Genomic DNA, 24,800 nt, shown 5'->3' on the forward strand with positions numbered 1-24,800 from the left:
GGGGGGCTTGATTTGGCGATAGGAGCTATCGAAGCAGGCGGAACGAAATTTGTATGCGGAGTCGGAACGGTCAATGGCGATATTACCGAACATTGTCAAATCCCAACGGGGGATCCGGAAGAAACTTTGGAACAGGTCATAGCATTCTTTTCCGATTTTCAATTAGAGGCACTTGGAGTCGGTACTTTTGGGCCGGCTGACCTTGATGAAACGAGTGCTTCCTATGGCAGCATTACAACGACTCCAAAGCTTAAATGGATGAACTTTCCTTTGTATAGCCGTCTTAAGCAGGAATTGGGTGTACAGATAGCGTTTGACACAGATGTGAACGCTGCTGCACTAGGAGAACTCACCTGGGGAGCTGCACAGGGGCTGGACAGCTGCATGTATATGACGGTCGGAACGGGAATCGGAGTGGGGGCTGTCGTAAAAGGAGAGCTGCTTCACGGAATGAGCCATCCGGAAATGGGGCACATTCTCGTGCGCCGTCACCCGGATGATTCTTTCCGCGGCAGCTGCCCATATCACGGCGATTGTCTGGAAGGACTTGCCGCAGGGCCTGCTCTTGAGAAAAGATGGGGGTCAAAGGGGGATGAACTTGCGAATCGCGCAGAGGTTTGGGAAATCGAAGCGGATTATATTGCCCAGGCACTCGTGAATTATGCGCTCATTCTCAATTCAAAGCGGCTGATCCTCGGAGGTGGAGTGATGAGGCAGAGGCAGCTCTTTCCGCTCATCCGCAAAAAATTCGGGGAATACATGAATGGCTACATTCAAAACCCATACGTCGACAATCTTGATACATATATCGTACCTCCGGCACTAAAAGACTTTTCAGGATTAAAGGGTGCCCTTGCATTGGCGGGCCGAACACTTGCCGCCTCATCCTTGCATCCATAATACTCATATTTGGAGGAAGATGATGAACCTGTTTGATATGCCGCTTGAAGAGCTGGAGGGATACAAACCTCCGCAGACGAAAAAAGAGAATTTTGATTCGTTTTGGGACAGGAGAATCGAAGAAAGCCGATCCCAGCCTCTGAATATCGGGACGAGTCAGCAGCCGTATTGGGTGCAGGGAATTGAAGTGCATACCGTGAGTTTCGACGGTTTCCAAAACTCTAAGATTAAGGGGATGTATGTGAAGCCTGTCAATGAGAGAACGGATACACCGGCTGCCGTTCTTTTTCATGGCTACAACTGGAACACTCTTCAGCCAAGCTATGCTTTCAAATATGCAGTTCAGGGAATTCCGGTTCTTATGGTACACGTGAGGGGTCAGAACATAGAGTCCCCTGATCACAGCCTTTACAGCAATGGAGGGCCTTCCGGCTGGATGACACAAGGGATTCTGGAACCGGATCAATATTATTACAGCCATGCCTATATGGATGCCTTTCGGAGCATAGACGCCGTAAAGCAAATTTCAGGAAAAACACGGGTGTTTGCTGAAGGGGGAAGCCAGGGAGGCGCACTTGCGATTGCGGCAGCTGCCCTTCAGGAGGATTTGCTGTTTTCCTGTGCGGATATTCCATTCCTCACTCACTTCAAGCGGTCTGTTCAACTTGCTTCAGAAGGTCCATATCAGGAAATCTACCATTATTTTAAAGTACACGATCCGCTCCATAAAACAGAGAAAACCGTCTATGAAACGCTCAGCTATGTAGATTGCATGAATCTTGCAAGCCGAGTTCAATGTCCTGTAATGGTAGGGATTGGTTTGGAGGACAATGTATGTCCGCCGTCAAGCGGATTCGCCTTGTACAATCATCTGTGCGGCGAGAAGCAGGTTAGAGTGTATCCGGAATTCGGCCACGCTCTCTCTGCCATTCATGAAGAAGAAAAATTGAAGTTTGCCGCATCTTTCATTAAAGGAGATTCCTAGCATGAATATCGTATATATTCCGATTGATGAACGCCCATGCAATATCGATTATGTCGAAAGGATGGCACGAACATCCTCCAAGATCGAGTTAATCTGCCCGGACAGAGCCCTTTTAGGCAGGAAAAAAGAAGCTGCGGACGTGGAACGTTTATGGTGCTGGCTGAAAGAATCAGCAAAAACGGCAGATGCTCTCATCATTAGTATCGATATGCTCGTTTACGGAGGCCTCCTTCCATCCCGCCTGCATCACCTTTCTGAAGACACGGCCAGCCGCTGGACAGAACGGCTCCGCTCACTGCGTGCCGATTATCCAAAACTGCCGGTTTATGCCTCGAACCTGATCATGCGCACGCCGAAATACAGTTCAAGCGATGAGGAACCCGACTACTATGAACACTGGGGCCGTGAATTGTTTCTTCGTGCCTTTTTAACAGACAAACAGAGTCGGGAAGGGCTCGCGGAAAAGGAAAAGGCTCAGCTTGACGACATCACAGCAAGGCTCCCGCACCTGTACATTCACGATTATGAGAAACGGCGCAGCTTTAATTCGCAAATGAATACGCACATGCTGGAGCTTGTAGCAGAGGGCGTTCTTACGTTCTTAGCGATTCCGCAGGACGATAGTGCGGAATATGGATACACCGCGATCGACCAAAAAGCGGTCTCGGAAAAACGCGAAGCACTCCGTCTTCATAAAAAAGTCCATATGTACCCAGGCGCAGATGAAGTGGGCGCAACGCTCCTCGCGCGGGCATACAACGATCTTAAAAGGCAAAACCCGAAAATCTATCCGATCTGGAGCAGCACGCTTGGCCCCGGGCTTATTCCGATGTATGAAGACCGACCCTTTGCCGAAAGCATGAAAGCGCATATTATGGCGGCAGGCTGTTCGCTTGCTGATTCTGCGGATGATGCCGACTTCATTCTTGCCTATAATACCCCTGGACGAATTATGCAGGAATCTTGGAATCAGAATCAGAAGGATATTACCTATACCAGCTTCCGGAACATGCTGATGTTTTCCGAGCAGATTACTGAATTTGTAGAAGAAGGAAAGAAAGTGATCGTCGCGGATTCCGCCTATGCAAACGGAGGAGACCGGGAGCTAATCACCCTGCTGGATGATGCCCGGGTACTGGACCGTCTGCTTTCCTATAAAGGCTGGAATACAAACTGCAATACTCTCGGTACAACGATCTGCCAGGGGATCCTTGCAGAAGCGGGTCAAGAGAAACTCATTAAAGAAAATCTGATTTATCACTTGCTCGATGATTATTTCTATCAGTCAGAGATTCGAATGGAGATGACGGCAGCCTTTTCTGAGGAGAGCGGTCTTACCTACTTTGATTTAAAAGAAGAAGCGGAACGAATCTGCCTCGATCGGAATGAACGGCTGAGAGAGAGATTCAATGCTCTAATCCTCTCAAGCTTTGAAAATATGGAGCTGGTGGAAATCAAAACCTTCGCCCCTTGGAACCGGATGTTTGAATGCGGAATTGAACTAAAAACAAAAATACGGGAGGAATCGCCATGCTGAACAAAATTCAATCTGGGCTGGTTGTTTCATGCCAGGCGCTTGAAGACGAGCCTCTGTTTGGAGCCGATATAATGAAAAGGATGGCGGATGCCGCTAAAAGAGGGGGCGCAGCAGCTATACGTGCAAATGGAGCCGCGGACATCCAGGCAATAAAGGACTACGTGCAGCTGCCCATCATCGGCATCATCAAAGCTGAATACGAGGATTCGCAAGTATACATAACGCCAACCATGAACGAAATCCAACAGCTTATTGAGACCGGTGCTGATTTAATTGCCCTTGACGCTACGAACCGAACACGCCCCGGAGGAATTGAGCTTCCTGAGTTTATGGAACAGCTGAAACGCACCTATCCCGAGCAAAAATGGATGGCCGACTGCTCGACCATTGAGGACTGCAAAACGGCGGAGCAGCTAGGCTTCGATTGCATAGGGACGACTCTTTACGGCTATACAGATGAAACAGCCGGAAAAAAATTGTATGACCAGGACTTTCAATTTTTAAAAGAAGTCATTCTAAATGTGAGCCTCCCCGTCATTGCAGAAGGAAACGTCCTGACACCGGAGATGGCTGCAAAAGCATTAGCCTGTGGAGCCCATGCTGTAGTGGTAGGCGGAGCAATTACGAGGCCCCAGCAAATCACGGAACGATTTGTGAAGGAAATGCAGACTTATTAGAGGTTTGAGATGTTTGAATGGGGATCATCCATCAGATTCAGCAATTGAGCAGGCAGTAGCGGAATGGAATGTTCCTTTGCTGCCTTTTTTGTGTTCAGACTAAGCTGGATGATGGCTGCTGAGAAAAGCAGGAATTGGAAAAAGGATTAAAGTCTCGTTGAGGAGAATTCAATCATATTGGCTTTTTGGAAGACAAGAATGAAGGAAAAAAGTGGGTGGACAAATGAAATTCAAGCAGATCCTGCTTGTGCTTGCCGAAATCCTTGCCATCCTTACCGCTTCAATCTATCTATACACTCAGTCAAAATTGAATTTCATTAAAGAGAAGGTTGTTTCCCTTCATCCTGAAATCACAAGAGTCAGCAAAACCGCAGCGCTTGGGAGCTGGGGAGAATTCTATTCAGAGTTCGTTCTGGAAGTGGAGGCGGATGGGGTGCATTACCGCTTATGGACGGATGGAGAAGGAAATCCGGACCCTTTTGGTGAATGGGAACGGATCGGAACCTCTAAATTGAAAGGAAAGTGAATGGAATGAAAGCCATAATTTTTGATTTTGACGGCACGCTTGCAAACACGCTGCCCATTTGCTTTGAAGCCTTTCAGGATGTATTCAGGAAATATGACCAAAGAGACGTGACCTCAGAGGACATTGTTGCGATGTTTGGACCTTCAGAGCCGGATATCATCCGCAAAAATCTTTTGCATGAAAACAAAGAGGAAGCAATCGAACACTTTTATTTCGTATACAAGGAAAACCATCATCAGCTTGTAAAGCCGAATGAGGAAATCAGTGACCTGCTGCAAATGGTAAAGGACCGCGGCATGAAACTCGCCATTGTAACAGGAAAAGCGAGAAGAAGTCTGGATCTATCTCTTGAGGAACTTAAGATGAACGTTTCATTTGATGTCATCATTACGGGAGACGATGTGGAAAAGCCAAAACCTGATCCGGAAGGCATTCTTAAAGTCCTTTCGCAATTAGGCATAGACCACACTGAAGCAATGTTTATAGGAGACAGCGACGCCGATATTGGAGCTGGACTTGGAGCGGGAGTGCTGACAGTCGGGGTTCAGTGGCTGCCGGAATTTCAGACGGCTGAATTCAGCCGTAAACCCGATGCAATGTATACAAGCATAGGGGAATTTAAAAAGACACTAATAGCCATGGAAGTTAGATAAACACCATTGAGGAGACATACATATGACGAAGACTAGACGCATTATTTATTGGATGTGGATGTTCGCATCCATGTTCCTTTCGCTAGCGGTTTGCAAGCTCGCCATACCGGTAAGAAGCGACTACTTTCCAGATGCGGTGGATTACCTTTTCAGTTTTATTTTCCTGATTGGGGCTGCGGTCTGCTGGAGTACGATTGTTTATGGAGCAGGGAACTATGTAAAGTCGAGAAATCAACAGGGGCTTTTGGGTCTGCTATTGTTTGTCCTGCTTGTCACTATTTACGCTTACTTTTTCAGGGGGATGTATTCCCGGCTGACTTATTTCCTACTGCCGTTTACCGGGACCCTTGTGATTGGATTTTTACATTACGGCCTTACCTATCTTTTACATAGAAAACGAACAAAGGGGAAACCAGAATGGACATTCTAGAAATCAGCGAGCATCCTGAACTTTTTGAGAAGGCTCTTCAAGTCTTCTGGGGAGAATGGGGAAGCGAAGAGAACCGCGCGTTTTACGAAGACTGTATGAAGCACTCGTGTAAAACTGAGTCCAATCTTCCGAGGTTTTATATCGGACTCCAAAACGATGAAATTATCGGTACATACGCATTGCTCAGAAATGATATAAACAGCCGCCAGGATTTGCATCCGTGGCTTGCCTGTCTGTATGTGCATCCGGACTACCGGGGAAAAGAGCTCGGAAGTCTGCTTCTTGAGCATGGGCTTCGGGAAGCTGCGGAAAAAGGATATAAGACTCTTTATTTGACTACGGATATAGAGGGCTATTATGAGAAATACGGTTGGATTCATTTCGGTGAGGCATATGGACCCGGCGGGGGATCGATTAAGGTTTATGCGAAAGAAACAGGTAAAGCTGAAAAACGGGGCCCCCTTCGTTCCAAGATTCGGCCCTTTACGGAGCAAGATCTTCCCATGATTCTTACCCATTCTTCTCAGGCTATGCGTGACGGTACCCTTGGCGAAGCCCGCCCGTCAGATGAAAAAGCGAGTAAGCTTGTTCAATCACTCTTGGATAAAGGGTGCACGTATCTCGTTGCTGGGGATGGAGACTCCTTTCACGGATGGGTGCTGATTGGAAAAGGGAAGGATTCGCTGACAGATAAAACATTTGGATTTGTCTATGAACTGTATGTACTTGAACCTTTCAGGAAAAATGGGCTTGGCAGGAAACTGATGGAAGAAGCTATGAACCAGTTTAAGTCGGAAGGTTATGAAGAAGTTCGTTTAAGCGTTTATGCAGGGAATCACGCGGTACTAATTTATGAAGAAATGGGATTTGCTCCGCGGACTTTAACAATGAACTGTAAAATATAATGAGACCTGTAGCGTTGATCAAATGGTAAATGGATACCATAAGAAGGAATATCTCCAATCATCGGGGGTATTTTTTTATTTGATTATTCTCGTTTTATATTATATTATCAAAAGTGATAATAATAAGAGGTGAGATTTGCAATGAATCAAACATCAAAAGCGAAGCTCCTCCTGCACCCGGTCAGGATGAAAATTGCCCAGGCTTTAATCAATGGGAGAGAGCTCAGTGCCCAGCAGCTTTCGGAACGGATGGACGAAGTTCCTCCGGCCACCCTGTACCGGCATATCAACAGGCTGCTGGAAGCTGACATTATTGAAGTCGTTCAGGAAAATCCGATCCGCGGAACAGTGGAAAAAATCTATGCGCTAAAGAAAATCGGGGATGCGACACCGGAAGACCTTGAAAAGATTACAAAGGAAGAGCACCTGGACTTGTTCGCTGCATTTACGAATCAGCTTGCGGGCATGTATGAAGACTATTTAAACCAGGAAGCCTTTAGTGTGATAAAAGATGGGGTCGGATACGGGGTGGCGAGCGTCCATTTAACGGATGAAGAGTTCATGGAACTGATGGGGAAAATGTCGGGCCTGCTCATGGAAGCGATGGAGAAGCAGCCGTCACCTGAACGGAGAACAAGGCATATTTCAACCATCATGATTCCGGATCCGAAAAAATAAAGGCAAGGGAGGCGGCTTTATTGTCCACTATTATTGAAGTTTCAGGAGCTGCGAAGTCGTTCGGCAAAGACATCGTGTTGGACGGAGTGGATTTCACTGTGAAAAAGGGAGAAATTCTTGGTCTGCTTGGACCGAACGGGGCAGGGAAGACGACACTGATCCGAATCCTGAACGGGGTCATCACTCCGGATACAGGAACAATCCGGGTTGCTGGTTTCGACCCTGCAGCAGAAGGCGATGACATCAGGAAAATTTCCGGTATTGTAACGGAAAACGCCGGTCTGTATCACGAGATGAGCGGACTGGATAATTTGAAGTTTTTCGCAGACCTTTATAAGGTACAGGACAAGAGCGAAATCGGCCGTCTGCTGAAGTTGTTTGATATGGAGGAGTATCAGCATAGACTGGCTGGAACGTACAGTACGGGGATGAAGAAGAGACTGGCCCTTGCGAAGGCGCTCCTCCATAAGCCGGAAATTTTATTCCTGGATGAACCAACGAACGGCCTCGATCCGAACGGAATCAATCTCGTTCTCTCCTACTTGAAAAAATACAACGAAGAAACAGGAACAACGATTATCATCTGCTCCCACGTATTGCACCAGCTGGAAACCATCTGCGATTCCTTTGCCTTTATGGAAAATCATACGATTGCAGAACAAGGCTCCTTATCCCAGCTTACCAATAAATATATAACGGAGCTCTCGGTTGTGATCGAGACGGATTGGCCGGGAAGGAACGGTATGGACATCGTTAAAGAAGGGTTTCTCCGCTGCCGGGTAAAATCCAAAAAGGAAATTTCTAATCTTCTAAAGGAAATCCTGCAAACCCATTTTGTCTATTCGGTCAGCATCGAAAACATCTCCATTGAAACGATCTACTTCAAAATAAGGGAGGCCCATCATGGACAAAACCGTCATCACAGCGATCTTTAAAAAAGACATCAAGCAGCTGGTCCGGACGAAAAACCTGTTTGTCACGCTTATCATCATCCCGCTGATGTTTAGCACGGTTTTCCCCGTCGCTATGTCCTGCTTCGTCCTGTTTGCGGACGTGGGAAGCATGATGGACCCGGCCATGCTTCAGCTGATCGATAAAATGATAACCGGGCTTCAAGCCGGTACAATGCCGGAGCTGAATCAGAAATTTTTCTACATCTTCACGAATTATCTGTATCCGTCCTTATTTTTGCTCATTCCAATCATCACGTCCTCTGTCATTGCCGCCAACAGCTTCGCCGGAGAAAAGGAGCGACGGACGCTGGAAAGCCTCCTGTTTTCACCAATCACCATAAGAGAGCTTTTCGCAGGGAAAGTACTGGCTTCCTTTATCCCATCGGCTGCCGTTTCCTTCATCAGCTTCATCATAGGAGGCATCATCATCAATGTGACCGGGTTCATCCTGTTTGAGAAATTAATCTTTCCGTCAGGCAAATGGCTTGTCCTGATCCTTTGTCTGTCACCGCTTGTCATGATGATGACCATCCTGTTAAACGTCATCATTTCAGCAAAAGTGAAAACCTATCAGGAAGCGCAAAATATCGGCGGAATCATCGTTCTTCCCGTCATCGGGATGCTCGTCGGCCAGCTGAGCGGGCTTTTCCTGCTTGGGATTGAGCTCATGCTGATGATATCGGCTGGAGTTCTGCTGCTGAATGTTTTCCTGTTTTACTGGATTATGAAGTTTAATAATCGGAATTCGCTGTTTGAGAATCAGATTGGATGAGAAGGGGCTATCCAGATATCAGTTTTTAAGAGAATTACTTGAAAGTAGAATGGTTTTGGCTGATTTCCGCTGCAGGCTGCTCGCTTTCCGCGGGGCGGGCGGTGAGCCTCCTCAGCGCTTTGCGCCTGCGGGGTCTCACCTGTCCCGCTGCTCCCGCAGGAGTCTCGCACCTTGCGCTACAATCAGCCCAACACAATTTTGCTAATAGCAATATTTATAAAACATCAGTCAGCGAGATGAAAATCCATGATTGTAGCTCGGACAGGCTAAATAAAGAAATTAGTGCAATTCAATTCCGGCAACCTATAGGATAAACTCTGAAAAAAATACTTCTATAGTTTTTTTCATAATCCTAATTAAAATAATAACCAGTCAATATCATAAAACCAAAAATACCAAATAGAAGAAAATACAAGTGAATGAGAAACAGCAATGTTGAGATGGCTTTCCAGATTATTCTTTTAGAACTAAATAATTTCGCTGTAAAATATAGTCCAATCAAAGCAAGGACGATATGGGGAAATCCGTATAAGTTTATAGAGACAGAAAATAAGATTAGGCAGATTATTAGAGCTGAGGCAAACCCAAATAGATATGGCTTATATTTATCCACAATTCGTCACCCTCTTTACCAAGTTGTAATATATGGTATTCCGATTTTATCATAAATAAACAGCCGGATTGTCTTGTCACCCAATCGCCTGACTCCTGCTTCAAGCGAAAACAGGGAAACACGTTCTATGTGTTTCCCTGTTTATTAGAGTAAATGAGACTTGCTGCTTTAATCTTCGGGTATAGAATAGCAAGGATCAATTCGAAAGGGGAAAGCATATGGAAAAGACGAAGGTTGCCGTTATTACGGGGGCAAGTGCCGGTCTTGGAAAGGGAACGGCGAAAGTGTTTTTGGAGAATGGCTGGAATGTGGTCATCGCAGCAAGAACGGAGGAAAAGCTCCTGAAAGCGAAGGGGGAGCTGTCAAAGGAAAAGGGCCGGGTTCTTGCCGTCCCGACGGATGTTTCCGATTACGGCCAGGTTAATCATCTGATTGAATCGGCGATAACGGAATTCGGGAGAGTGGACGTTTTGGTCAACAATGCAGCCATTGACTTTCCAGGCTCCATTGAGGAAGTGACAGCTGAACAGTGGACAAAAGTGATGGATGTGAATGTAAACGGAGTATTTTACTGCTCGAAGGCTGTATTTCCCTATATGAAAAAGCAAAAGTCCGGGTATATCATCAACATCTCTTCAGTGGCCGGAAAGAAAGGCTGGCCCAATGCGACAGCCTATTGCTCGTCGAAGTTTGCCCTCACCGGTTTTACACAGGCTCTGAACGGAGAAGGAAAGCCCCATAATATCCGCTGCTCCGTCGTGTATCCGGGCGGAATGGATACGGATTGGCACGGGGGAGACGCGCATCCTGAATTTTTGGCGCCGGAGGACTGTGGAAGATTCCTGTTTCATATGGTCACTCAAAACCCGGGCTTTGTCGTAAACGAAGCGGTGATTTCTCCCATTGTGGAAGTCGGGTACCCATAAGTTCAGACAGCCCTCCCGGAGTTTCGGCTCAAGGAGGTTTTTTTGTTTTCTATAAATTAACAACTCTTGTATGATGTTTATATAAATAAATAGGGGGGGCTTGGAAAATGAAAATCGAATTTCTTGGCACAGGCGGGGCGATGACGATCCCAAGGCCGCTATGCCGGTGCGCGGTTTGTGAGGAAGCGAGAGAGCTTGGTGTCCCCTACAGCCGTTCCGGTCCAAGTCTATTTATACACGGGCTCAATCTTCTCTTCGATACGCCCGAAGACATCTATTTTCAAATCAACCGGTCCTCCATTCCATCCATCGATGGTGTGTTTTATTCGCATTGGCATCCGGATCATGTGATGGGCCGACGGATTTTGGAGTCGCTGAATGCGGATTGGAGAAATCATCCGCCCAATCACACGAAGACAAAGGTGTATTTGCCGAAGCAGGTAGCCGTGGATTTTCAGCGCTTCCTTGGCAGCGGGGATCACTTTGCATTCTTCGAGCAGCAGGGATTTGTGGATCTTCGTGAATTAAAAGACGGCGATTCCGTCTGGGTGAAGGACACGATCATCACACCGTTCCGGCTGGCCGAAGACTATGTGTATGCCTTTTTACTCGAGAATTCCGGGGAAAAAGTCGTGATCGCCATGGATGAAACGAACAACTGGAAACCGGGTCCGGAGGTAAAGGGCGCGGACCTTGCTATCCTGCCGGCGGGCATTTTCGTGACGCATCCGCTGACCGGAGAGCGATTGATTGCAGCCGATCATCCTCTATTAAAAGAAGAATGTACGTTTACAGAAACCATTGAAATCATCAAAGCGCTTGGGGCGAAAAAAACCATGCTGACCCATATCGAAGAAATCAGCGGCTTGAGCCATGACGACCTGAAAGAGGTTGAAAAAGTACTGGCGGCAGAGAAGCTGAATGTGGAATTTGCCTACGATACCCTTATCGTCCATACGGATCATCAATAGAAAGAAGGATGAAGAATGCTGGACTTATTGGATGGATTGCTGGACATCCTCGACATTTTTCCTTCCAGAAGGGAAAGAATGTTTAGAAGAAAAATGAAAGAGCTTCGCCGGCTTGAATGGTTTGAACGGGAATATAGTTCTGCTGTAAATGGCTTTAATGACCGCTTTCAGGAGTATATTTTATCGATTGATTTAAAGCTTTTGGATGCCGATCCTGACTATGCCGTGAAAACCAGAGCGGAGCTTGACCAGCTGATGAAGCGGGAAAGACTATGAATCATGTATCCCCTTACAATTCCAAAAATGAAGGAGTATAATAAATTTAGAGATTACCATACATAAGCACAAAGGGGAGAGTACGGTTGGAGAAATTTTATGAGAGCATGGTTGAGCTGATTGTGGAAACATCCACACGGCTTCCAAAGGATGTAAGAAGAGCGATTCAAAAAGCAAAATTAGGTGAAAACGCAGGGACGCGCGCCGCGATGTCGCTCGACACCATTACCGATAATATCGCCATGGCGGACGAGAATGTCTCGCCAATCTGCCAGGATACGGGCCTGCCAACCTTTAAATTGAAGGTGCCGGTCGGTGCGAACCAGATCAAAATGAAGGAAGCGATCAAGCGGGCGATTGCCGAGGCGACGAAGACCGGGAAGCTCCGTCCGAACTCTGTAGACTCTTTAACGGGCGGCAATACCGGCGACAACCTTGGCGACGGGACACCGGTCATCAAGTTCGAGCAGTGGGAGAATGACTACATTGACGCGCGCCTCATCCTGAAGGGCGGCGGCTGTGAGAACAAAAACATCCAGTACAGCCTGCCTTGCGAGCTGGACGGGCTTGGCCGCGCGGGACGCGATCTGGACGGAATCCGCAAGTGTGTGATGCACTCCGTTTACCAGGCTCAAGGCCAGGGATGCAGTGCCGGATTTATCGGCGTCGGCATCGGCGGCGACCGGACGAGCGGGTATGAGCTTGCGAAGGAGCAGCTGTTCCGGAGCAATGAGGACGTCAACCCGATCCCGGAACTCCGGGAGCTTGAGGAGTATGTACTGGAAAACGCCAACAAACTGGGGATCGGCACAATGGGCTTCGGCGGCGAAACGACGCTGCTTGGCTGCAAGGCCGGCGCCATCAACCGCATTCCGGCGAGCTTCTTCGTTTCCGTTGCGTACAACTGCTGGGCCTTCAGACGCCTTGGCATGAAAATCAATCCGGAAACCGGCGACATTCAGGAATGGCTGTACCAGGAAGGCGAAGAAATCGATTTTGCCAAAGAGGTAGCGGCTGCGGCTGAGGAGATCGCTCCGGCTGAAGAAATTATTCTGGAAGCACCGATTACGGAAGAAAAAATCCGCTCCCTTAAAGTGGGCGATGTCGTGAAAATCACCGGCATGATGTACACAGGCCGTGACGCCATCCATAAATACCTGTCCGAAAACGATGCGCCGATCGATTTGAACGGGCAGATCATCTACCACTGCGGACCGGTCATGCTGAAGGATGAAAACGAGCAGTGGCACGTGAAAGCAGCGGGTCCGACAACAAGCATCCGCGAAGAGCCTTACCAGGGTGACATCATGAAACGCTTCGGCATCCGCGCCGTCATCGGAAAAGGCGGTATGGGCGCCAAAACGCTGAAGGCACTTGAAGAGCACGGCGGCGTCTACCTGAACGCTATCGGAGGCGCGGCCCAGTATTACGCCGACTGCATCAAATCCGTCGAAGGCGTCGACCTCATGCAATTCGGAATCCCGGAAGCGATGTGGCACCTGAAGGTACAGGACTTCAAAGCCGTTGTCACAATGGATTCCCACGGAAACAGCCTTCATCAAGACGTCGAACAGAGCTCGCTTGAGAGACTGGCGCAGTTTAAGGAGCCGGTTTTTAAATAAAACGGGGGCTGCGGGCTGTGTCCGTGTATCGAAATACGGCGGGCCAGCAGGATATCGGCGAAAATTCTGGGATATCGACGAAATTTTGATTATATCGACGAATTTCCCGGGATATCTCTCAGGCCCCCTAACTAGTTTGGACACCTCCACTCATTCTAAATATAATGAGGGCAGAGGAGATGAGGCCAAGATGAAGAGAAAGAATGGTCCGATTGAGGACGTAAAGAAGAAATATGTCAGAATGGCATTAGAGTCCGGCAATACGGCTTTCCTAGCCAGGAAATTATCAGTAGCTCCTTCTACTCTGTCTGGGTGGGTGCGCCAGTATCGGGATGAAGTCGAATTAGAGATGAAAATGGAGGGTGTCTCTCCCCTTTCTGAAAACTCTGGTACGGATGAGATCCAGAAAAAATATGATCAAGCCATGAAACTGTTAGGGGAAAAAGAGCTGGAAGTTGAAATGCTTCGAGAAATGATAAAAAAAAAATCGAAACGCTAACCGATAAAGTCGAATTCGCAAAAGAATGGGTAGAAGCCGGGTTTGCGGTCACTCGGGTAATCAACATTGTGGGAATATCTAAGTCCACTTACTATTATCAACAGGCCAATCCCATTCCGGCGAAAAGGGTAGCTGGCGGAAGGCCTATCCCCGGTTTTTCCTTGAACTCAAAAGGAAAACGTGTATCTGACGAGCAAATCAAAGCGTACTTGGTCAAGCTGATCGGTGGTATGGAGGCGGTCTATGGGTATCGGAAACTGACAAGCTGCCTAAAACGGAAGCACCATCTGACCATCAGTAAAAAGAAGGTGTACCGTCTGTGCAAGGAAATGGGGATCCTGTTCCCTTTAAAAATTCGAAACAATAAGTACCCCAGAAAGATTGCCAGGAATCGAATCGTCACAGGTCCAAATCAAATGTGGCAGATTGACATCAAATATGGATACATCCCAGGCATAGAGCGTTTTTTCTACCTGGCAAGCGCGATAGACGTGTACGATCGGAAGATTGTCGGCTTTTATTTAGGGAAAACATGCGGCGGGAAAGATATCACAAAAATGCTTAAGACGGCTCTCAGAGCCCGTAACATAGAAAATTCCGGCGAAGAGAAGCTGGTGCTTAGAACCGATAATGGACCCCAGTTTATCGGGATCCAATTTCAAGAGTTCTGCCTGGAAAACAAAGAGAGGCTGGAGCATGAACGAATTCCTCCAAAGTCACCTAATTTGAATGCTTATATCGAGTCCTTTCATAGCGTCCTCGAACGAGAGTGTTACCAGCGACACGAATTCCAGACATTCGAAGAGGCTAATGAAGTCGTGAAGGAATACATTCAGTTTTACAATAACAAAAGACTGCATGGAAGCCTTGAGGACTGGCCTCCAGCTGTCTATTTTCAGAAACATAAAAAGGGTGAAGTAAAACCCAGAAAGATCGCTCTTTGAAAAACAGAGAAAACATTAGAATTCGGAAGAGAGTGTCCAAAGTTAGGGGGCTCAGCCGATATCGACGAAATTTTGATTATATCGACGAATTTCCCAGGATATCGACGGAAATTCCGGGATATCGGCGAAAATCACGATATATCGATTTTTCGCAGAATTCGACAAAAAGCACCAATTACAAAAGGCAAGGATGCAGACGCATTCTTGCCTTTTATACAAGAAAGGAAGCGAAAAACGTGTCAGCAAAACCACTATCTCAGCTGCAGGCAGACTGCGAAAACTGCTTCGGCTTATGCTGTGTGGCACTTCCCTATGCGAAGTCAGCTGATTTTCCAATTGATAAAGATGGCGGAACCCCATGCCGTAACCTGCAGGCCGATTACCGGTGCGGGATTCATCAGGCTTTAAGAGAAAAAGGGTTCAAGGGCTGTACGGTGTTTGAATGCTTCGGGGCCGGCCAAAAAGTCTCCCAGGTTACATACGGAGGAAACGACTGGCGCGACCACCCGGATACGGCGAAGGAAATGTTTGAGGTGTTTCCGATCATGCAGCAGCTTCATGAAATGCTGGGCTACCTGCATGAAGCCCTCAACCGAAAAGAAACTGAGTCGATCTACAGGGATCTCCAGGCGGCTCTCGAACAGACGGCAGCCCTTACGGAACTCGATCCCGAATCCATCATCAGCCTTAATGTTCCAGCGCACCGATCCATCGTAAATGAACTCCTTATACGCACAAGTGAACTCGTCCGAAAAAACACAGCCCGTAAAAAACACAAGAAACTCGACTATATCGGAGCGAAGCTAAAGGGAGCCAACCTAAAGGGAGCAAGCTTAAGAGGGGCCCTGCTCATTGCCGCCGATCTCCGGAACGCCGATATAAGACTCGCCGACATGATTGGAGCCGACTTGCGGGATGCCGATTTAAGCGGAGCGGATTTAAGAGGGAGTATTTTTCTTACACAGGTGCAGGTGAATTCGGCAAGGGGAGACGGGGAGACGAAGCTGCCGGAAGGATTAAACAAGCCCCTCCACTGGTTTAAAAAATGAAAAAGGACAGGCGGTTATCAGATGATCCCAATTATTGAAACCAAAAGATTAATCCTGCGCCCCTACAGGCAGGATGATGCAGAACGGGTAGAAGAACTGGCAGGAGATGCGAAAGTGGCCGAAACAACGGCGGCCATTCCCCATCCGTATCCAAAGGGTCTCGCTTCTTCCTGGATCGGCAGGCATGAGGAAAAAGCGCGGACACTCGGCAGCTATACCTTTGCCGTCGCGTTAAAATCGACGGATGAACTGCTCGGGACCATGACGCTGAGAATCGATCAGGACGACAGAAAAGCAGAGCTTGGATACTGGTTCGGGGTCATGCACTGGGGGAACGGCTATTGCACGGAAGCGGCCGGTCAATTAGTGAAGTACGCATTTAATCAATTTAATTTGAATAAAATCTGGGCCGGTGTCATGACAAAAAATACGCCATCCATCCGGATCCTGCAAAAGCTCGGCTTTCATCATGAAGGAACGTTCAAGGAGGATATGCTGAAAGACGGAGTGTATGAAGATGTTGCCTATTACGGGCTTTTAAAGAGCGAATATGGACGATGACCAATTAACGGCTTTATTGACCCGCATCCCAAGCTCTTTACAAAAAGAGCGGTTTATTTTAGGTGTAGACGGCTTAAGCCGTTCAGGCAAAACAACCCTGGTAAAAAAACTAAAAACACTCCTGGAGCAGAATCACACTCCAGTATATGTCTTCCATATAGATGACTATATTGAAAAAAGAAATAAACGGTACAATACGGGCCAGAAAGAATGGTTTGAGTATTATGGACTTCAATGGAATGTAAACGGACTGAAGGAAACCTTTTTCAGCCGTTTAAGAAGCGAGTCCGAAATCACGCTCCCCTTTTACGAGAGTGAAACAGATACCATGATAAATCAGCTGGTCAAGCTTCCTGAAGCCTGCGTTATCATCATTGAAGGAGTCTTCCTTCAGCGAGGCGAATGGAGGGAGTTCTTTGACTTTATGGTGTTTCTGGACTGCCCGAGGGACAAACGGTTCTTGAGAGAAAGCGCCCATACCCAAGTGCTCATGGAGAAGTTCCAGAATCGATACTGGCCGGCAGAAGATTATTATGTAAAAATGGAAAAACCTGAAGAGAATGCGGACTTGGTGCTGATTGAAAAGTGAGAGGAACAATCCCTGAATGTGGTAAACTATAACCGGAAGGGGCTGTCACAATGGAAGCGATTTTGATAGTAATCGGTGATCTTGTCGGCGCCATTGCCACTGCGTTTTCTGCTGAAAAGCTGTCTGAAGAAGAATGATGTTTTGGCAGAAAAAGGCCTGAAAGCGAGGCCTTTTTTCATTTTTACATAGAGGTGAAATACATGACGGTTAGTTGGAAAGAGATCACTTTACATAATCAAGAGGGTTTTGCGGAAGCGATGGCGATGTATGATCAGGCATTTCCGATTGAGATCCGGGAGCCTCATGATGTGTTTCAAAATAGTATGCGCACCGGGTCGTACCGGTTTCTCCTTGGGATGGAGGGAGAGGAAATCCTTTCTTTTGCCACAGGGCATTATTTAAAAGAAGTGAATGCCGGGTTCATTGTCTACCTTCTTGCGAATCCGCTTGTCCGAAGCCGGGGGATTGGTACGCAGACCTTGCTGAAACTGGAGGAATGGCTTGAAGAGGATGCACGTTCAGCAGGATGTGATTCCATAGAAGCGATCATTTTGAAGACGGAAAAGCTGGAACTGGTTCATACGGAGGAAGAGAAAGAGGATTGCGTGAAAAGGACCCGTTTCTACAATAAAAACGGATACCAGGAGGCAAAGGGGATCCGTTATATACAGCCTCCTCTTTTCCAAGGCCAGATTCCAGTGCCGCTGAATCTGTATGTTAAAAATCATCAGCAAACCTTGCCCTCCAGAGAACGGATAGCTGAATATGTCCAGGCGATGTACCGTGGCAAATACAGCCTTGCCAACGGAGTGGATCAAGCGATTTTGTCTGATTTGCTCGCTAAAATATAAAAAAAGAAGCAAGCATGCCGCTTAAGCATCCTTGCCGCTTCTCTCTTTCGGTTTTAAAAACGCCAGCCACATGACGGCTGCGCTGAGGAGCACGACTTGAGTCAGGTCCCAGAAGGTTGATGTCCTTTTGACAATGGAGGCGGCGTCAAGAATGGGGATGAGTGCCAGATAAAGCCCGATGTAGGAGACAGGAATGACGTTGGTCCATTCTGCATCCTGCCGTTTGGAGTAGAGACGATATCCTGCCATCATCAGAAGGAAACCAGTTATTCCGCATGCCGCAAGTAAAGGAATCGGAAGGTCAAAATGAAGATTCACCATGCTGCACCTCGCTTTTAATTTTGCTCCATCTTCGTTTTTTCCTTTTCTGATTCATTTTATGCAGGAGATGGGACAACATTTATGTTTTTTTATGTAAATGTTTCGAAGCGTGTCTGCACATCCTATAGGACAAAGCGTTCGAAAAGGAGTGTTCAGGATGGGAAAACGATTATGGGTGTCCGTGTTAGTGTGTATGATTCTGTTCCCTAACGCTGCCCAGGCCGTATCCAATGCGCCGATTAACTGGGGATTTGCAAAAAGCAGAAATCATGAGCCGGCACAAGTGGGCAAAGAACGGGAGCAGCTGCTTGAGAAATACAGCTCCTTCTATCTTGGAAATCCGAAGAAGAAGGATATCTATCTTACATTTGATAACGGATATGAAAACGGATATACGCCAAAGGTGCTGGATGTCCTGAAGAAGCATCACGTTCCGGCGACCTTCTTTGTGACCGGACATTATTTGGAGGACCAGCCCGCGCTCGTTCAGCGGATGGCGAAAGAAGGCCATATCGTCGGCAACCATTCCTGGTTCCATCCCGATCTCACTGCTGTCGGGGATGCCCGTCTGAAAGCAGAGCTGGATAACGTCGGCAAGCGCGTGAAAAGCTTGACGGGACAGGATGCCCATTATCTTCGCCCGCCAAGAGGGGTGTTCAGCGAACGAGTGCTATCGCTTGCCAATGACTATGGCTATCAAACCGTCTTCTGGTCGCTTGCCTATGTGGACTGGAAAACCGATGCCCAGCGCGGCTGGCGCTATGCCTATGACAATATGATGAACCAGATTCACCCGGGAGCGATTATGCTGCTGCATACGGTGTCGAAGGATAACGCGGATGCATTGGAAAAAGCGGTCGTCGATTTGAAAAAACAAGGGTACCGATTCCGGAGCCTGGATGATTTGATGATGGAAAAGTCGGAGCTGCCAATCTAGAGAATGCAAAAAAGGAATTTCATCGTGAGATTCCTTTTTTGTTTGTCCCTCCCGAATCGCGGGTAAAACGGACTGAACAGCTCAAAGAACCAGGAGGGGCCAATGAACGTTAACGATTATAAAATTGAAGGCAATAAAGAAATTAACCTTAAAAATTATCCGACATCGGAAAACCACGGATACAGCGAAGAGGAATTGCTCAATCATCATATTCCCGAAAGTGTCGAGAAGCTGAAGGACCTGCACTGGAAACTTCATGCCGATGAGAAAAAAGGGATTGTTGTCGTGCTGCAGGCGATGGATGCAGCGGGGAAGGATGAGGCGATCAGCTATATCTTTTCGAATTTGAATGCACAGGGTTTGAAAACGACCTCGTTTCAAAAACCGTCTGATACAGAACGCAGCCATGACTATCTGTGGAGGATCCGGGAGGGGCTTCCTGAAAGAGGAGAGATCGGCATCCTGAACCGCTCGCATTATGAAGATGTCATTGCTCCAAGGGTGCACGATTTGCTGGAAGAAGGCATGATTCCGGATGATAAGAACGAGCACGACGTCTGGAAAATGCGCTACCGCCAGATCAATGATTTCGAACGGTACCTCGTGGAAAACGGATTTGAAGTCGTGAAATTCTTCTTTAATATGTCAAAGGAAGAACAGAAAAACAGACTGCTGGAGCGGATGAAAAATCCAAAAAAGAACTGGGAGTTCTCCTTCAGCGATGTTGAAGAGCGGGAGCACTGGGACAGCTACCAGCATATCTTTGAAGACATGCTGAACCACACCTCGACGGAATATGCCCCGTGGCACATCCTTCCGGCAGATGATGAATGGTATTCACGCTACATTATCACCCAAACCATGATTGAATGCCTGGAGAAAATTGATCCGCAATTTCCGGAAATCTCAGAGGAAAACCGGAAGAAGCTGGATGAGTATATTGAGAAACTAGAGAATGAGTAATTTCTAAATGGATGAGTTTTGGCTGATTTCCGCTGCAGTCAGCCTGGCCTCATTTTTTCAAAAAATCTATATTAATACTAAACCCCCCGGGATGACCAGGGGGTTATTACTTATGAAACAGCCATCCTTACATAATGATTATACTTTCCGCCCTCCAGAACAACCTTCCGAAGAAATCGAAAACCGCTTTTCTCAATCACCCGGTTCGAGGCAGGGTTGGTTTCAAGCGCAATCGCATTCAGGATATCCGCCTTTTTTTCTTCAAACAAATAGCGGCTCAGTCCTTTTACTGCAAGTGTCGTATAGCCGCGTCCGGTGAATTCTGCGGACACCGCGTACATCACTTCCCGGTTGGGAGCAGGCAGTTCATCTTTGATCCCTGTACAGCACCAGCCGATAAAGCGTCCGCTTTCTTTATCGATGATTCCGAGCTTCAAATGCTCGTCTGCCGCTTCTTCGGCCAGTAAAAATTCCTTGTTCGCCGGGATTTCATAATTCGTCACCCAATCCAGCCGCTGTTCCATCGTGGATTTCCAGTCGGGTAGGAAGGAGGCGACTTCCGGTTCGCTTGAGATCCGATAGATGTCACCCGCATCTTCTATGTTGAACTCGCAGAGAAGGATTTCCCCCAAGTCTAGAGTAAAGGTTGTCATTTTGTCCTCTCCTTCGTCATTCTTACATCAAAAACATACCGGTTATCCGGATGTGGATGGTTTGGGCCTCATAATAAGACCTCTTTTTTACTCATTTCTTCTTCTTTTTATATCTCTTCTCAAAGTTTTTATAGCTGCCATTTTCTATTTCTGCAAGAATGACGTTTTCGTCTTCATTGAAAGAGAAAAGGGATGTGCCTGCTTTAAGATAATTCGACTCGAAATTTCCATTCGGCTTTGAATTTGCCGCGGAGACTTGATCTTTCACTTTTCCAAGCTCTTTTCCAGGGGTATAGTTTTCCGGATTGTCATTTCCCGCCGCATCGTACCATTCGCCGTTGATCTGTACGGTAGCCACTTGAGATTCTTCAAGTTGAAAAGAACAGCCGGATAATAGAAAAATTCCTAACAAGAGGGGGAGTATCCTTTTCATAAGGGCTTCCTTCCTTTTCCATTTATATTAACTTAAATATGGGGTGGAATGGAGGTTTTTTACATAAAAGCTATTTTCAATAACTTTGCTGAAAAACAGACACCGCTGTTGAAAGCTGTCTGCTCTCAACGGATGTGACCTATGATAAACTCAGGTTATCAGTATTTTCCAAATGAGTATTACACGTATAACTTAAAAGCATAAGGGGGAATGGTTTTTGGGGAAAGGCACCATTTATAAAAGGGAAGGGAAAAGACTCATTACTCAACATTATGATCATTATCTAAAGTCGTTTGATTTTGATGTCGAGCAGATCTATGTTGATACAAGTTATGGCAAAACACATATTCTTGTAGCAGGACCACCAGAAGGAAAACCTATTTTTATATTTCAGGGTGGTAATTGTATAAATCCAATGACTTTATCTTGGTTTTTACCACTCGTAGATCAATACAGAGTTTATGCACCAGATACTATTGGTCATCCAGGATACAGTGGAGAAGATAGAATTTCGGCGAAGGACAATAGTTTTGCGCAGTGGATAAAGGAGCTAATGGATTACTTTAATATTAATAGCAGTGCATTTGTTGGTCCGTCCTACGGTGCCGGTATTATTTTGAGATTAGCCACATTTATGCCAGACAAAATTGACTGTTCTATATTGGTATCACCAGCAGGAATAAGGTTAGGTTCTAAAATTAGAATGATTAAAGATATCTTACTTCCTTTAGTCTTATTTAATGGTACTTCATCACAAAAATATCTCGATAAAATAACGGATGCGATGTCAGATAATAGTATGAAAGAAATGGATAAAAAAATTATTGGAGATGTGTTTAAATATATTAAACTTGAACAAGAAATGCCCAAATTAACCACGAAGGAAGAATTATCACATTATAGCGCGCCCACCTTAATCATAGCAGGGAGAAAAGATATCTTTTTTCCTGAAAGCAGATTAAACAAAGCGGCTAGAGAAATCATTCCAAATTTAATTGCATTTAAGACTTATGAGATGGGACATTTTCCATCTGACGAGCACCTGATAAAGATCAACAATGATATTGTAGAGTTTTTAAAGGAGCATTACTAACCCTGTATCTTTTTTTTTACTTATGAAGATTTAATGCAACAAGGGAACTTCAACAATATGAGGTTCTCTTTAATGTTTAGCTCTGTTAAACTTGGCTGTTGATTTCCGTTACAGGCGCTCGCTTTCCGCGGGGCGGGCGGTGAGCCTCCTCGCCGCTTTGCGCCTGCGGGGTCACACCTGTCCCGCTGCTCCCGCAGGAGTCTCGCGCCTTCCACTACAATCAACTGGTGTTAAAATCAACAAAATCTTTAACATAGCCTAATGTTTAAAAATCAAAACGATTCATTAACATAGCTTACATAAAAAAGCAGCCGCTCCATACGGAACGGCTGCTTGATGCTTATTCAGGATAATAAATGACCATACTCAACCGAACCTTGCTGTCGCCGGAATTATGATAGCTGTGCGGACCGTCTGCTTTGAAGCGGATGGAGTCGCCGGCTTTGATAGTGTGATCGTGCTGTTTGATCCGGACTGTCAGTTCGCCTTCAAAGACCGTGATGAATTCTTCGGTGCCTGGATTATGGGATTCGGAATCGAGATAGCCTTCCGGGTCAATTTCCACCCCGTACATCTCAAAGCGCCGCTCATCTTCAAAAGGGAAGTAAGGAAAAACCCGGTACCTTCCTTTGTCGATGGACAGCATATTGACGCTCTCTTTTTTGACGACTTCTGTGTCCGGCTGCTGGGCATGGATCAGGGAGGAAAAGGAGACCTTTAACCCGTTTGCAATTTTCCAGACCGTGGTGATCGTGGGACTGGACCCGCCCCGTTCAATCTGGCCAATCATCGTTTTGCTGACCCCAGTAAGCTCGGCAACCTTCTCCAGGCTGAGTTTCTTTTCTTCGCGAATCGTTTTTAAATTTTTTGCGAGAATGAGATTTAATTCCTCCACAAAAACACTCCTATTTTTTTATATACAATATAACGACCATAATGTACAATATAAAATAAATCATTATATAGACCGTTTTAGTCATTTTAACACACATCTAGAGGGGGATGAAGATTTTGTCAGTCGTTTCTTTTTTGGTTTTTGCGTTTGTTACATCCTTTACCCCGGGTCCCAATAATATTATGGCCATGGCATTTGCCAATCAATATGGATTTAAACGGACTCTGAAGTTCTGTCTCGGAGTCGGAGTCGGCTGCTTCTTAATCTTAATCGGCTGCAGTTCCTTCAACATGCTGCTCGGTACATACCTGCCAAAAGTAGAATTCTTCATGACGATTCTTGGAGCATCCTATATGCTGTATCTCGCTTTTAAAATCCTGAAAAGCAAACCGGACGGCAATAAAGACTCAGGAGATAAAAACATCTCGTTTTCAGCGGGCATGATGCTCCAGTTCATCAACCCGAAGCTGATCCTTTACGGAATTACCGCGATTTCCACATTCGTGCTTCCGTATTACTCATCTCCATCAAGCTTCTTCATGTTCTCCCTGTTCCTTGCATTCCTCGGATTTGCAGCCACAATCTGCTGGGCATTTTTCGGGGCACTGTTTCAAAAGGTTCTGCATCAGTACCGGACCCAGTTTAATGTACTGATGGCATTGCTGCTTGTTTATAGTGCGGGGAGTATATTGTTTTAGGAAAAAGGCCCTGGGTGGGTCTTTTTTTTTACTTCTAGATGGCAGGATGGCAATCAGACATAGTGAGATCTAGCTGCAAATAGTATACTTACGTAGTCATCTATTGGTTGTAAAGATAAAAATTAAACACTCGAAGGGGAATAAGATGCTGAAAAAAATAAAAGTACGAGATTTAGTGATGCTTTTTTTAGGGATTTTTATTTGCGCTGCAGGAGTATGGAGTTTTAAGGAAAAGCCCCCAGAACTGGATAGTACTCAAAATCGGCTTTTATCCGATGTAATTGTAAGTGGATCATCAAGCTATACGGGAATGTGGGAACGGGATTTTACGTTATCCATTCAAGAGAAAGAAAATGGACCCGAGAAAAAGTATAATGTAAGCGAGGAAATTCACGATAAAGTAATGAATCGTCTCATGAAACATGAGTACATCATTCATTGCATTGTAAACAATGACAGGATGATTGCCGTAACCTTTCCGGAAGAGGCTGATAAGTAAAGGAATTTGAGGGGGGAATAGGATATGAATACATTCATTTTCCTTTTTCAGATACTGCTGGGTTTAACAGGGGTTGGGTTATTCTTCTGGAAACATTCTGCCCCCTATTATTTACTGCACTTTTTCGTTACATTCCTTTTGCTTTCTTTCACAGCCCTCATTCTCTGGAACATTGATTCCGAAGTCAGCTATGTACTGACAGCTTTGGCATGTACTTATTTTGTTGCTTTAATACCTGGCATAAGCGAGGACCAATGGCCGTACTTTACTTTTCTCTTACTGCCTATAATCCTTGTCCTGCTGGCTGGAATTGGATTAATAGAAAAGATGATCAGAGTCATCGTGTTCAAATAAAGAGAAGCAAATGTGCCGAGAATTCGGTTTGCACTGT

The 24,800-nt window shown here is 46.2% G+C and carries 31 protein-coding genes; 27 read left to right on the forward strand and 4 right to left on the reverse strand.

What is annotated here, in order from left to right; genetic code table 11:
* The first annotated feature begins 12 nt into the window (after positions 1-12).
* The 21 genes from CEF21_RS04825 (at position 13) to CEF21_RS04935 (ending at position 17,917) form a co-directional block, all read left to right on the forward strand.
* On the forward strand, positions 13-900 hold the full coding sequence (locus CEF21_RS04825; protein WP_123913747.1) for an ROK family protein: 888 nt from the start codon (positions 13-15) through the stop codon (positions 898-900).
* A 19-nt stretch (positions 901-919) separates the two neighbouring features.
* Complete coding sequence (locus CEF21_RS04830; RefSeq protein ID WP_123913749.1) at positions 920-1,885, forward strand: acetylxylan esterase; 966 nt, start codon at positions 920-922, stop codon at positions 1,883-1,885.
* 1 nt (position 1,886) lies between these two features.
* A complete protein-coding gene (locus tag CEF21_RS04835; RefSeq protein WP_123913751.1) occupies positions 1,887-3,422 on the forward strand; it encodes a DUF4127 family protein in 1,536 nt (511 codons plus the stop codon).
* Complete coding sequence (locus CEF21_RS04840; protein ID WP_123913753.1) at positions 3,416-4,099, forward strand: N-acetylmannosamine-6-phosphate 2-epimerase; 684 nt, start codon at positions 3,416-3,418, stop codon at positions 4,097-4,099. The genes CEF21_RS04835 and CEF21_RS04840 overlap by 7 nt, the downstream gene beginning before the upstream one ends.
* Positions 4,100-4,322: 223 nt before the next feature.
* Positions 4,323-4,625 (forward strand): hypothetical protein, encoded by a 303-nt coding sequence (locus CEF21_RS04845; RefSeq protein ID WP_123913755.1) that lies wholly within the window; start codon positions 4,323-4,325, stop codon positions 4,623-4,625.
* Positions 4,626-4,630: 5 nt separating this feature from the next.
* Positions 4,631-5,278 carry an HAD family hydrolase gene (locus CEF21_RS04850; RefSeq protein WP_123913757.1) on the forward strand — a complete coding sequence of 216 codons (648 nt, stop codon included), beginning with the start codon at positions 4,631-4,633 and terminating at the stop codon, positions 5,276-5,278.
* 22 nt (positions 5,279-5,300) lie between these two features.
* Entirely contained in the window at positions 5,301-5,708 is a 408-nt protein-coding gene (locus CEF21_RS04855) for a hypothetical protein (protein ID WP_123913759.1), read from the forward strand.
* Positions 5,696-6,613 carry a GNAT family N-acetyltransferase gene (locus CEF21_RS21850; RefSeq protein WP_481747628.1) on the forward strand — a complete coding sequence of 306 codons (918 nt, stop codon included), beginning with the start codon at positions 5,696-5,698 and terminating at the stop codon, positions 6,611-6,613. The genes CEF21_RS04855 and CEF21_RS21850 overlap by 13 nt, the downstream gene beginning before the upstream one ends.
* 141 nt (positions 6,614-6,754) lie before the next feature.
* Positions 6,755-7,291 carry a helix-turn-helix domain-containing protein gene (locus CEF21_RS04870; RefSeq protein ID WP_123913761.1) on the forward strand — a complete coding sequence of 179 codons (537 nt, stop codon included), beginning with the start codon at positions 6,755-6,757 and terminating at the stop codon, positions 7,289-7,291.
* Positions 7,292-7,311: 20 nt separating this feature from the next.
* Positions 7,312-8,226 carry an ABC transporter ATP-binding protein gene (locus CEF21_RS04875; protein ID WP_164462085.1) on the forward strand — a complete coding sequence of 305 codons (915 nt, stop codon included), beginning with the start codon at positions 7,312-7,314 and terminating at the stop codon, positions 8,224-8,226.
* Complete coding sequence (locus tag CEF21_RS04880) at positions 8,195-9,016, forward strand: ABC transporter permease subunit (RefSeq protein WP_123913765.1); 822 nt, start codon at positions 8,195-8,197, stop codon at positions 9,014-9,016. Before CEF21_RS04875 ends, CEF21_RS04880 begins: the two co-directional genes overlap by 32 nt.
* An 831-nt stretch (positions 9,017-9,847) precedes the next feature.
* Positions 9,848-10,555, forward strand: coding sequence for an SDR family oxidoreductase (locus tag CEF21_RS04890; protein ID WP_123913769.1), 708 nt, complete (start codon positions 9,848-9,850; stop codon positions 10,553-10,555).
* A 107-nt stretch (positions 10,556-10,662) separates the two neighbouring features.
* On the forward strand, positions 10,663-11,526 hold the full coding sequence (locus CEF21_RS04895) for an MBL fold metallo-hydrolase (protein WP_123913771.1): 864 nt from the start codon (positions 10,663-10,665) through the stop codon (positions 11,524-11,526).
* A gap of 15 nt (positions 11,527-11,541) precedes the next feature.
* A complete protein-coding gene (locus tag CEF21_RS04900) occupies positions 11,542-11,802 on the forward strand; it encodes a hypothetical protein (protein WP_123913773.1) in 261 nt (86 codons plus the stop codon).
* Between the two features lie 86 nt (positions 11,803-11,888).
* A complete protein-coding gene (locus CEF21_RS04905; protein WP_123913775.1) occupies positions 11,889-13,424 on the forward strand; it encodes a fumarate hydratase in 1,536 nt (511 codons plus the stop codon).
* 190 nt (positions 13,425-13,614) lie between these two features.
* Positions 13,615-13,923 (forward strand): transposase, encoded by a 309-nt coding sequence (locus tag CEF21_RS04910; protein WP_123913424.1) that lies wholly within the window; start codon positions 13,615-13,617, stop codon positions 13,921-13,923.
* Positions 13,911-14,867 (forward strand): IS3 family transposase, encoded by a 957-nt coding sequence (locus CEF21_RS04915; RefSeq protein WP_123913777.1) that lies wholly within the window; start codon positions 13,911-13,913, stop codon positions 14,865-14,867. Before CEF21_RS04910 ends, CEF21_RS04915 begins: the two co-directional genes overlap by 13 nt.
* Before the next feature lie 236 nt (positions 14,868-15,103).
* Positions 15,104-15,916 (forward strand): pentapeptide repeat-containing protein, encoded by an 813-nt coding sequence (locus CEF21_RS04920; RefSeq protein WP_123913779.1) that lies wholly within the window; start codon positions 15,104-15,106, stop codon positions 15,914-15,916.
* Positions 15,917-15,937: 21 nt separating this feature from the next.
* Positions 15,938-16,477, forward strand: coding sequence for a GNAT family N-acetyltransferase (locus tag CEF21_RS04925; RefSeq protein WP_123913781.1), 540 nt, complete (start codon positions 15,938-15,940; stop codon positions 16,475-16,477).
* Entirely contained in the window at positions 16,467-17,066 is a 600-nt protein-coding gene (locus CEF21_RS04930; RefSeq protein WP_123913783.1) for a kinase, read from the forward strand. Before CEF21_RS04925 ends, CEF21_RS04930 begins: the two co-directional genes overlap by 11 nt.
* A gap of 200 nt (positions 17,067-17,266) precedes the next feature.
* Positions 17,267-17,917 (forward strand): GNAT family N-acetyltransferase, encoded by a 651-nt coding sequence (locus CEF21_RS04935; protein WP_123913784.1) that lies wholly within the window; start codon positions 17,267-17,269, stop codon positions 17,915-17,917.
* Positions 17,918-17,938: 21 nt separating this feature from the next.
* Here the strand turns inward: CEF21_RS04935 and CEF21_RS04940 are convergent, their stop codons facing one another.
* Complete coding sequence (locus CEF21_RS04940; RefSeq protein WP_123913786.1) at positions 17,939-18,238, reverse strand: hypothetical protein; 300 nt, start codon at positions 18,236-18,238, stop codon at positions 17,939-17,941.
* Between the two features lie 157 nt (positions 18,239-18,395).
* Here CEF21_RS04940 and pdaA point away from each other — a divergent pair, with 157 nt between their 5' ends.
* Both pdaA and CEF21_RS04950 read left to right on the forward strand, forming a co-directional pair.
* Positions 18,396-19,175 carry a delta-lactam-biosynthetic de-N-acetylase gene (gene pdaA, locus CEF21_RS04945; protein ID WP_123913788.1) on the forward strand — a complete coding sequence of 260 codons (780 nt, stop codon included), beginning with the start codon at positions 18,396-18,398 and terminating at the stop codon, positions 19,173-19,175.
* A 102-nt stretch (positions 19,176-19,277) separates the two neighbouring features.
* On the forward strand, positions 19,278-20,138 hold the full coding sequence (locus CEF21_RS04950) for a PPK2 family polyphosphate kinase (RefSeq protein ID WP_123913790.1): 861 nt from the start codon (positions 19,278-19,280) through the stop codon (positions 20,136-20,138).
* 110 nt (positions 20,139-20,248) lie between these two features.
* On the opposite strand, the gene CEF21_RS04955 is transcribed toward CEF21_RS04950, so the two are convergent.
* Together CEF21_RS04955 and CEF21_RS04960 are read right to left on the reverse strand one after the other, a co-directional pair.
* On the reverse strand, positions 20,249-20,791 hold the full coding sequence (locus tag CEF21_RS04955; RefSeq protein WP_123913792.1) for a GNAT family N-acetyltransferase: 543 nt from the start codon (positions 20,789-20,791) through the stop codon (positions 20,249-20,251).
* Positions 20,792-20,882: 91 nt separating this feature from the next.
* Positions 20,883-21,149, reverse strand: a complete 267-nt coding sequence (locus tag CEF21_RS04960; RefSeq protein WP_123913794.1) for a hypothetical protein — start codon at positions 21,147-21,149, stop codon at positions 20,883-20,885.
* Positions 21,150-21,441: 292 nt separating this feature from the next.
* Here CEF21_RS04960 and CEF21_RS04965 point away from each other — a divergent pair, with 292 nt between their 5' ends.
* Positions 21,442-22,317 carry an alpha/beta fold hydrolase gene (locus CEF21_RS04965; protein ID WP_123913796.1) on the forward strand — a complete coding sequence of 292 codons (876 nt, stop codon included), beginning with the start codon at positions 21,442-21,444 and terminating at the stop codon, positions 22,315-22,317.
* A gap of 340 nt (positions 22,318-22,657) precedes the next feature.
* Here the strand turns inward: CEF21_RS04965 and CEF21_RS04970 are convergent, their stop codons facing one another.
* The gene (locus tag CEF21_RS04970; RefSeq protein ID WP_123913798.1) at positions 22,658-23,212 is read right to left on the reverse strand and encodes a helix-turn-helix domain-containing protein; all 555 of its coding nucleotides are present in this window, start codon (positions 23,210-23,212) and stop codon (positions 22,658-22,660) included.
* A gap of 116 nt (positions 23,213-23,328) precedes the next feature.
* On the opposite strand from CEF21_RS04970, the gene CEF21_RS04975 reads away from it, so the two are divergent.
* The 3 genes from CEF21_RS04975 to CEF21_RS04985 all read left to right on the forward strand — a co-directional run bounded on the left by CEF21_RS04975 (position 23,329) and on the right by CEF21_RS04985 (position 24,763).
* The gene (locus tag CEF21_RS04975; RefSeq protein WP_123913800.1) at positions 23,329-23,910 is read left to right on the forward strand and encodes a LysE family transporter; all 582 of its coding nucleotides are present in this window, start codon (positions 23,329-23,331) and stop codon (positions 23,908-23,910) included.
* A gap of 145 nt (positions 23,911-24,055) precedes the next feature.
* The gene (locus tag CEF21_RS04980; protein ID WP_123913802.1) at positions 24,056-24,409 is read left to right on the forward strand and encodes a hypothetical protein; all 354 of its coding nucleotides are present in this window, start codon (positions 24,056-24,058) and stop codon (positions 24,407-24,409) included.
* A gap of 24 nt (positions 24,410-24,433) precedes the next feature.
* Positions 24,434-24,763: a hypothetical protein gene (locus CEF21_RS04985; RefSeq protein WP_123913804.1), complete on the forward strand. Its 330-nt coding sequence runs from the start codon at positions 24,434-24,436 to the stop codon at positions 24,761-24,763.
* The last annotated feature ends 37 nt before the right edge of the window (positions 24,764-24,800 follow it).

It is taken from the genome of Bacillus sp. FJAT-42376, assembly GCF_003816055.1.
Taxonomy (GTDB): Bacteria; Bacillota; Bacilli; order Bacillales; family Bacillaceae; genus Metabacillus_B.

What these genes read in the sequence shown, in the direction of transcription:
- CEF21_RS04830 (WP_123913749.1), top strand. Translation starts at nt 920, where the DNA reads ATGATGAACCTGTTTGATATGCCGCTTGAAGAGCTGGAGGGATACAAA.
- CEF21_RS04835 (WP_123913751.1), top strand. Translation starts at nt 1,887, where the DNA reads ATGAATATCGTATATATTCCGATTGATGAACGCCCATGCAATATCGAT.
- CEF21_RS04840 (WP_123913753.1), top strand. Translation starts at nt 3,416, where the DNA reads ATGCTGAACAAAATTCAATCTGGGCTGGTTGTTTCATGCCAGGCGCTT.
- CEF21_RS04845 (WP_123913755.1), top strand. Translation starts at nt 4,323, where the DNA reads ATGAAATTCAAGCAGATCCTGCTTGTGCTTGCCGAAATCCTTGCCATC.
- CEF21_RS04850 (WP_123913757.1), top strand. Translation starts at nt 4,631, where the DNA reads ATGAAAGCCATAATTTTTGATTTTGACGGCACGCTTGCAAACACGCTG.
- CEF21_RS04855 (WP_123913759.1), top strand. Translation starts at nt 5,301, where the DNA reads ATGACGAAGACTAGACGCATTATTTATTGGATGTGGATGTTCGCATCC.
- CEF21_RS21850 (WP_481747628.1), top strand. Translation starts at nt 5,696, where the DNA reads ATGGACATTCTAGAAATCAGCGAGCATCCTGAACTTTTTGAGAAGGCT.
- CEF21_RS04870 (WP_123913761.1), top strand. Translation starts at nt 6,755, where the DNA reads ATGAATCAAACATCAAAAGCGAAGCTCCTCCTGCACCCGGTCAGGATG.
- CEF21_RS04880 (WP_123913765.1), top strand. Translation starts at nt 8,195, where the DNA reads ATGGACAAAACCGTCATCACAGCGATCTTTAAAAAAGACATCAAGCAG.
- CEF21_RS04890 (WP_123913769.1), top strand. Translation starts at nt 9,848, where the DNA reads ATGGAAAAGACGAAGGTTGCCGTTATTACGGGGGCAAGTGCCGGTCTT.
- CEF21_RS04895 (WP_123913771.1), top strand. Translation starts at nt 10,663, where the DNA reads ATGAAAATCGAATTTCTTGGCACAGGCGGGGCGATGACGATCCCAAGG.
- CEF21_RS04900 (WP_123913773.1), top strand. Translation starts at nt 11,542, where the DNA reads ATGCTGGACTTATTGGATGGATTGCTGGACATCCTCGACATTTTTCCT.
- CEF21_RS04910 (WP_123913424.1), top strand. Translation starts at nt 13,615, where the DNA reads ATGAAGAGAAAGAATGGTCCGATTGAGGACGTAAAGAAGAAATATGTC.
- CEF21_RS04925 (WP_123913781.1), top strand. Translation starts at nt 15,938, where the DNA reads ATGATCCCAATTATTGAAACCAAAAGATTAATCCTGCGCCCCTACAGG.
- CEF21_RS04930 (WP_123913783.1), top strand. Translation starts at nt 16,467, where the DNA reads ATGGACGATGACCAATTAACGGCTTTATTGACCCGCATCCCAAGCTCT.
- CEF21_RS04935 (WP_123913784.1), top strand. Translation starts at nt 17,267, where the DNA reads ATGACGGTTAGTTGGAAAGAGATCACTTTACATAATCAAGAGGGTTTT.
- CEF21_RS04940 (WP_123913786.1), bottom strand. Translation starts at nt 18,238, where the DNA reads ATGGTGAATCTTCATTTTGACCTTCCGATTCCTTTACTTGCGGCATGC.
- pdaA (WP_123913788.1), top strand. Translation starts at nt 18,396, where the DNA reads ATGGGAAAACGATTATGGGTGTCCGTGTTAGTGTGTATGATTCTGTTC.
- CEF21_RS04950 (WP_123913790.1), top strand. Translation starts at nt 19,278, where the DNA reads ATGAACGTTAACGATTATAAAATTGAAGGCAATAAAGAAATTAACCTT.
- CEF21_RS04955 (WP_123913792.1), bottom strand. Translation starts at nt 20,791, where the DNA reads ATGACAACCTTTACTCTAGACTTGGGGGAAATCCTTCTCTGCGAGTTC.
- CEF21_RS04980 (WP_123913802.1), top strand. Translation starts at nt 24,056, where the DNA reads ATGCTGAAAAAAATAAAAGTACGAGATTTAGTGATGCTTTTTTTAGGG.
- CEF21_RS04985 (WP_123913804.1), top strand. Translation starts at nt 24,434, where the DNA reads ATGAATACATTCATTTTCCTTTTTCAGATACTGCTGGGTTTAACAGGG.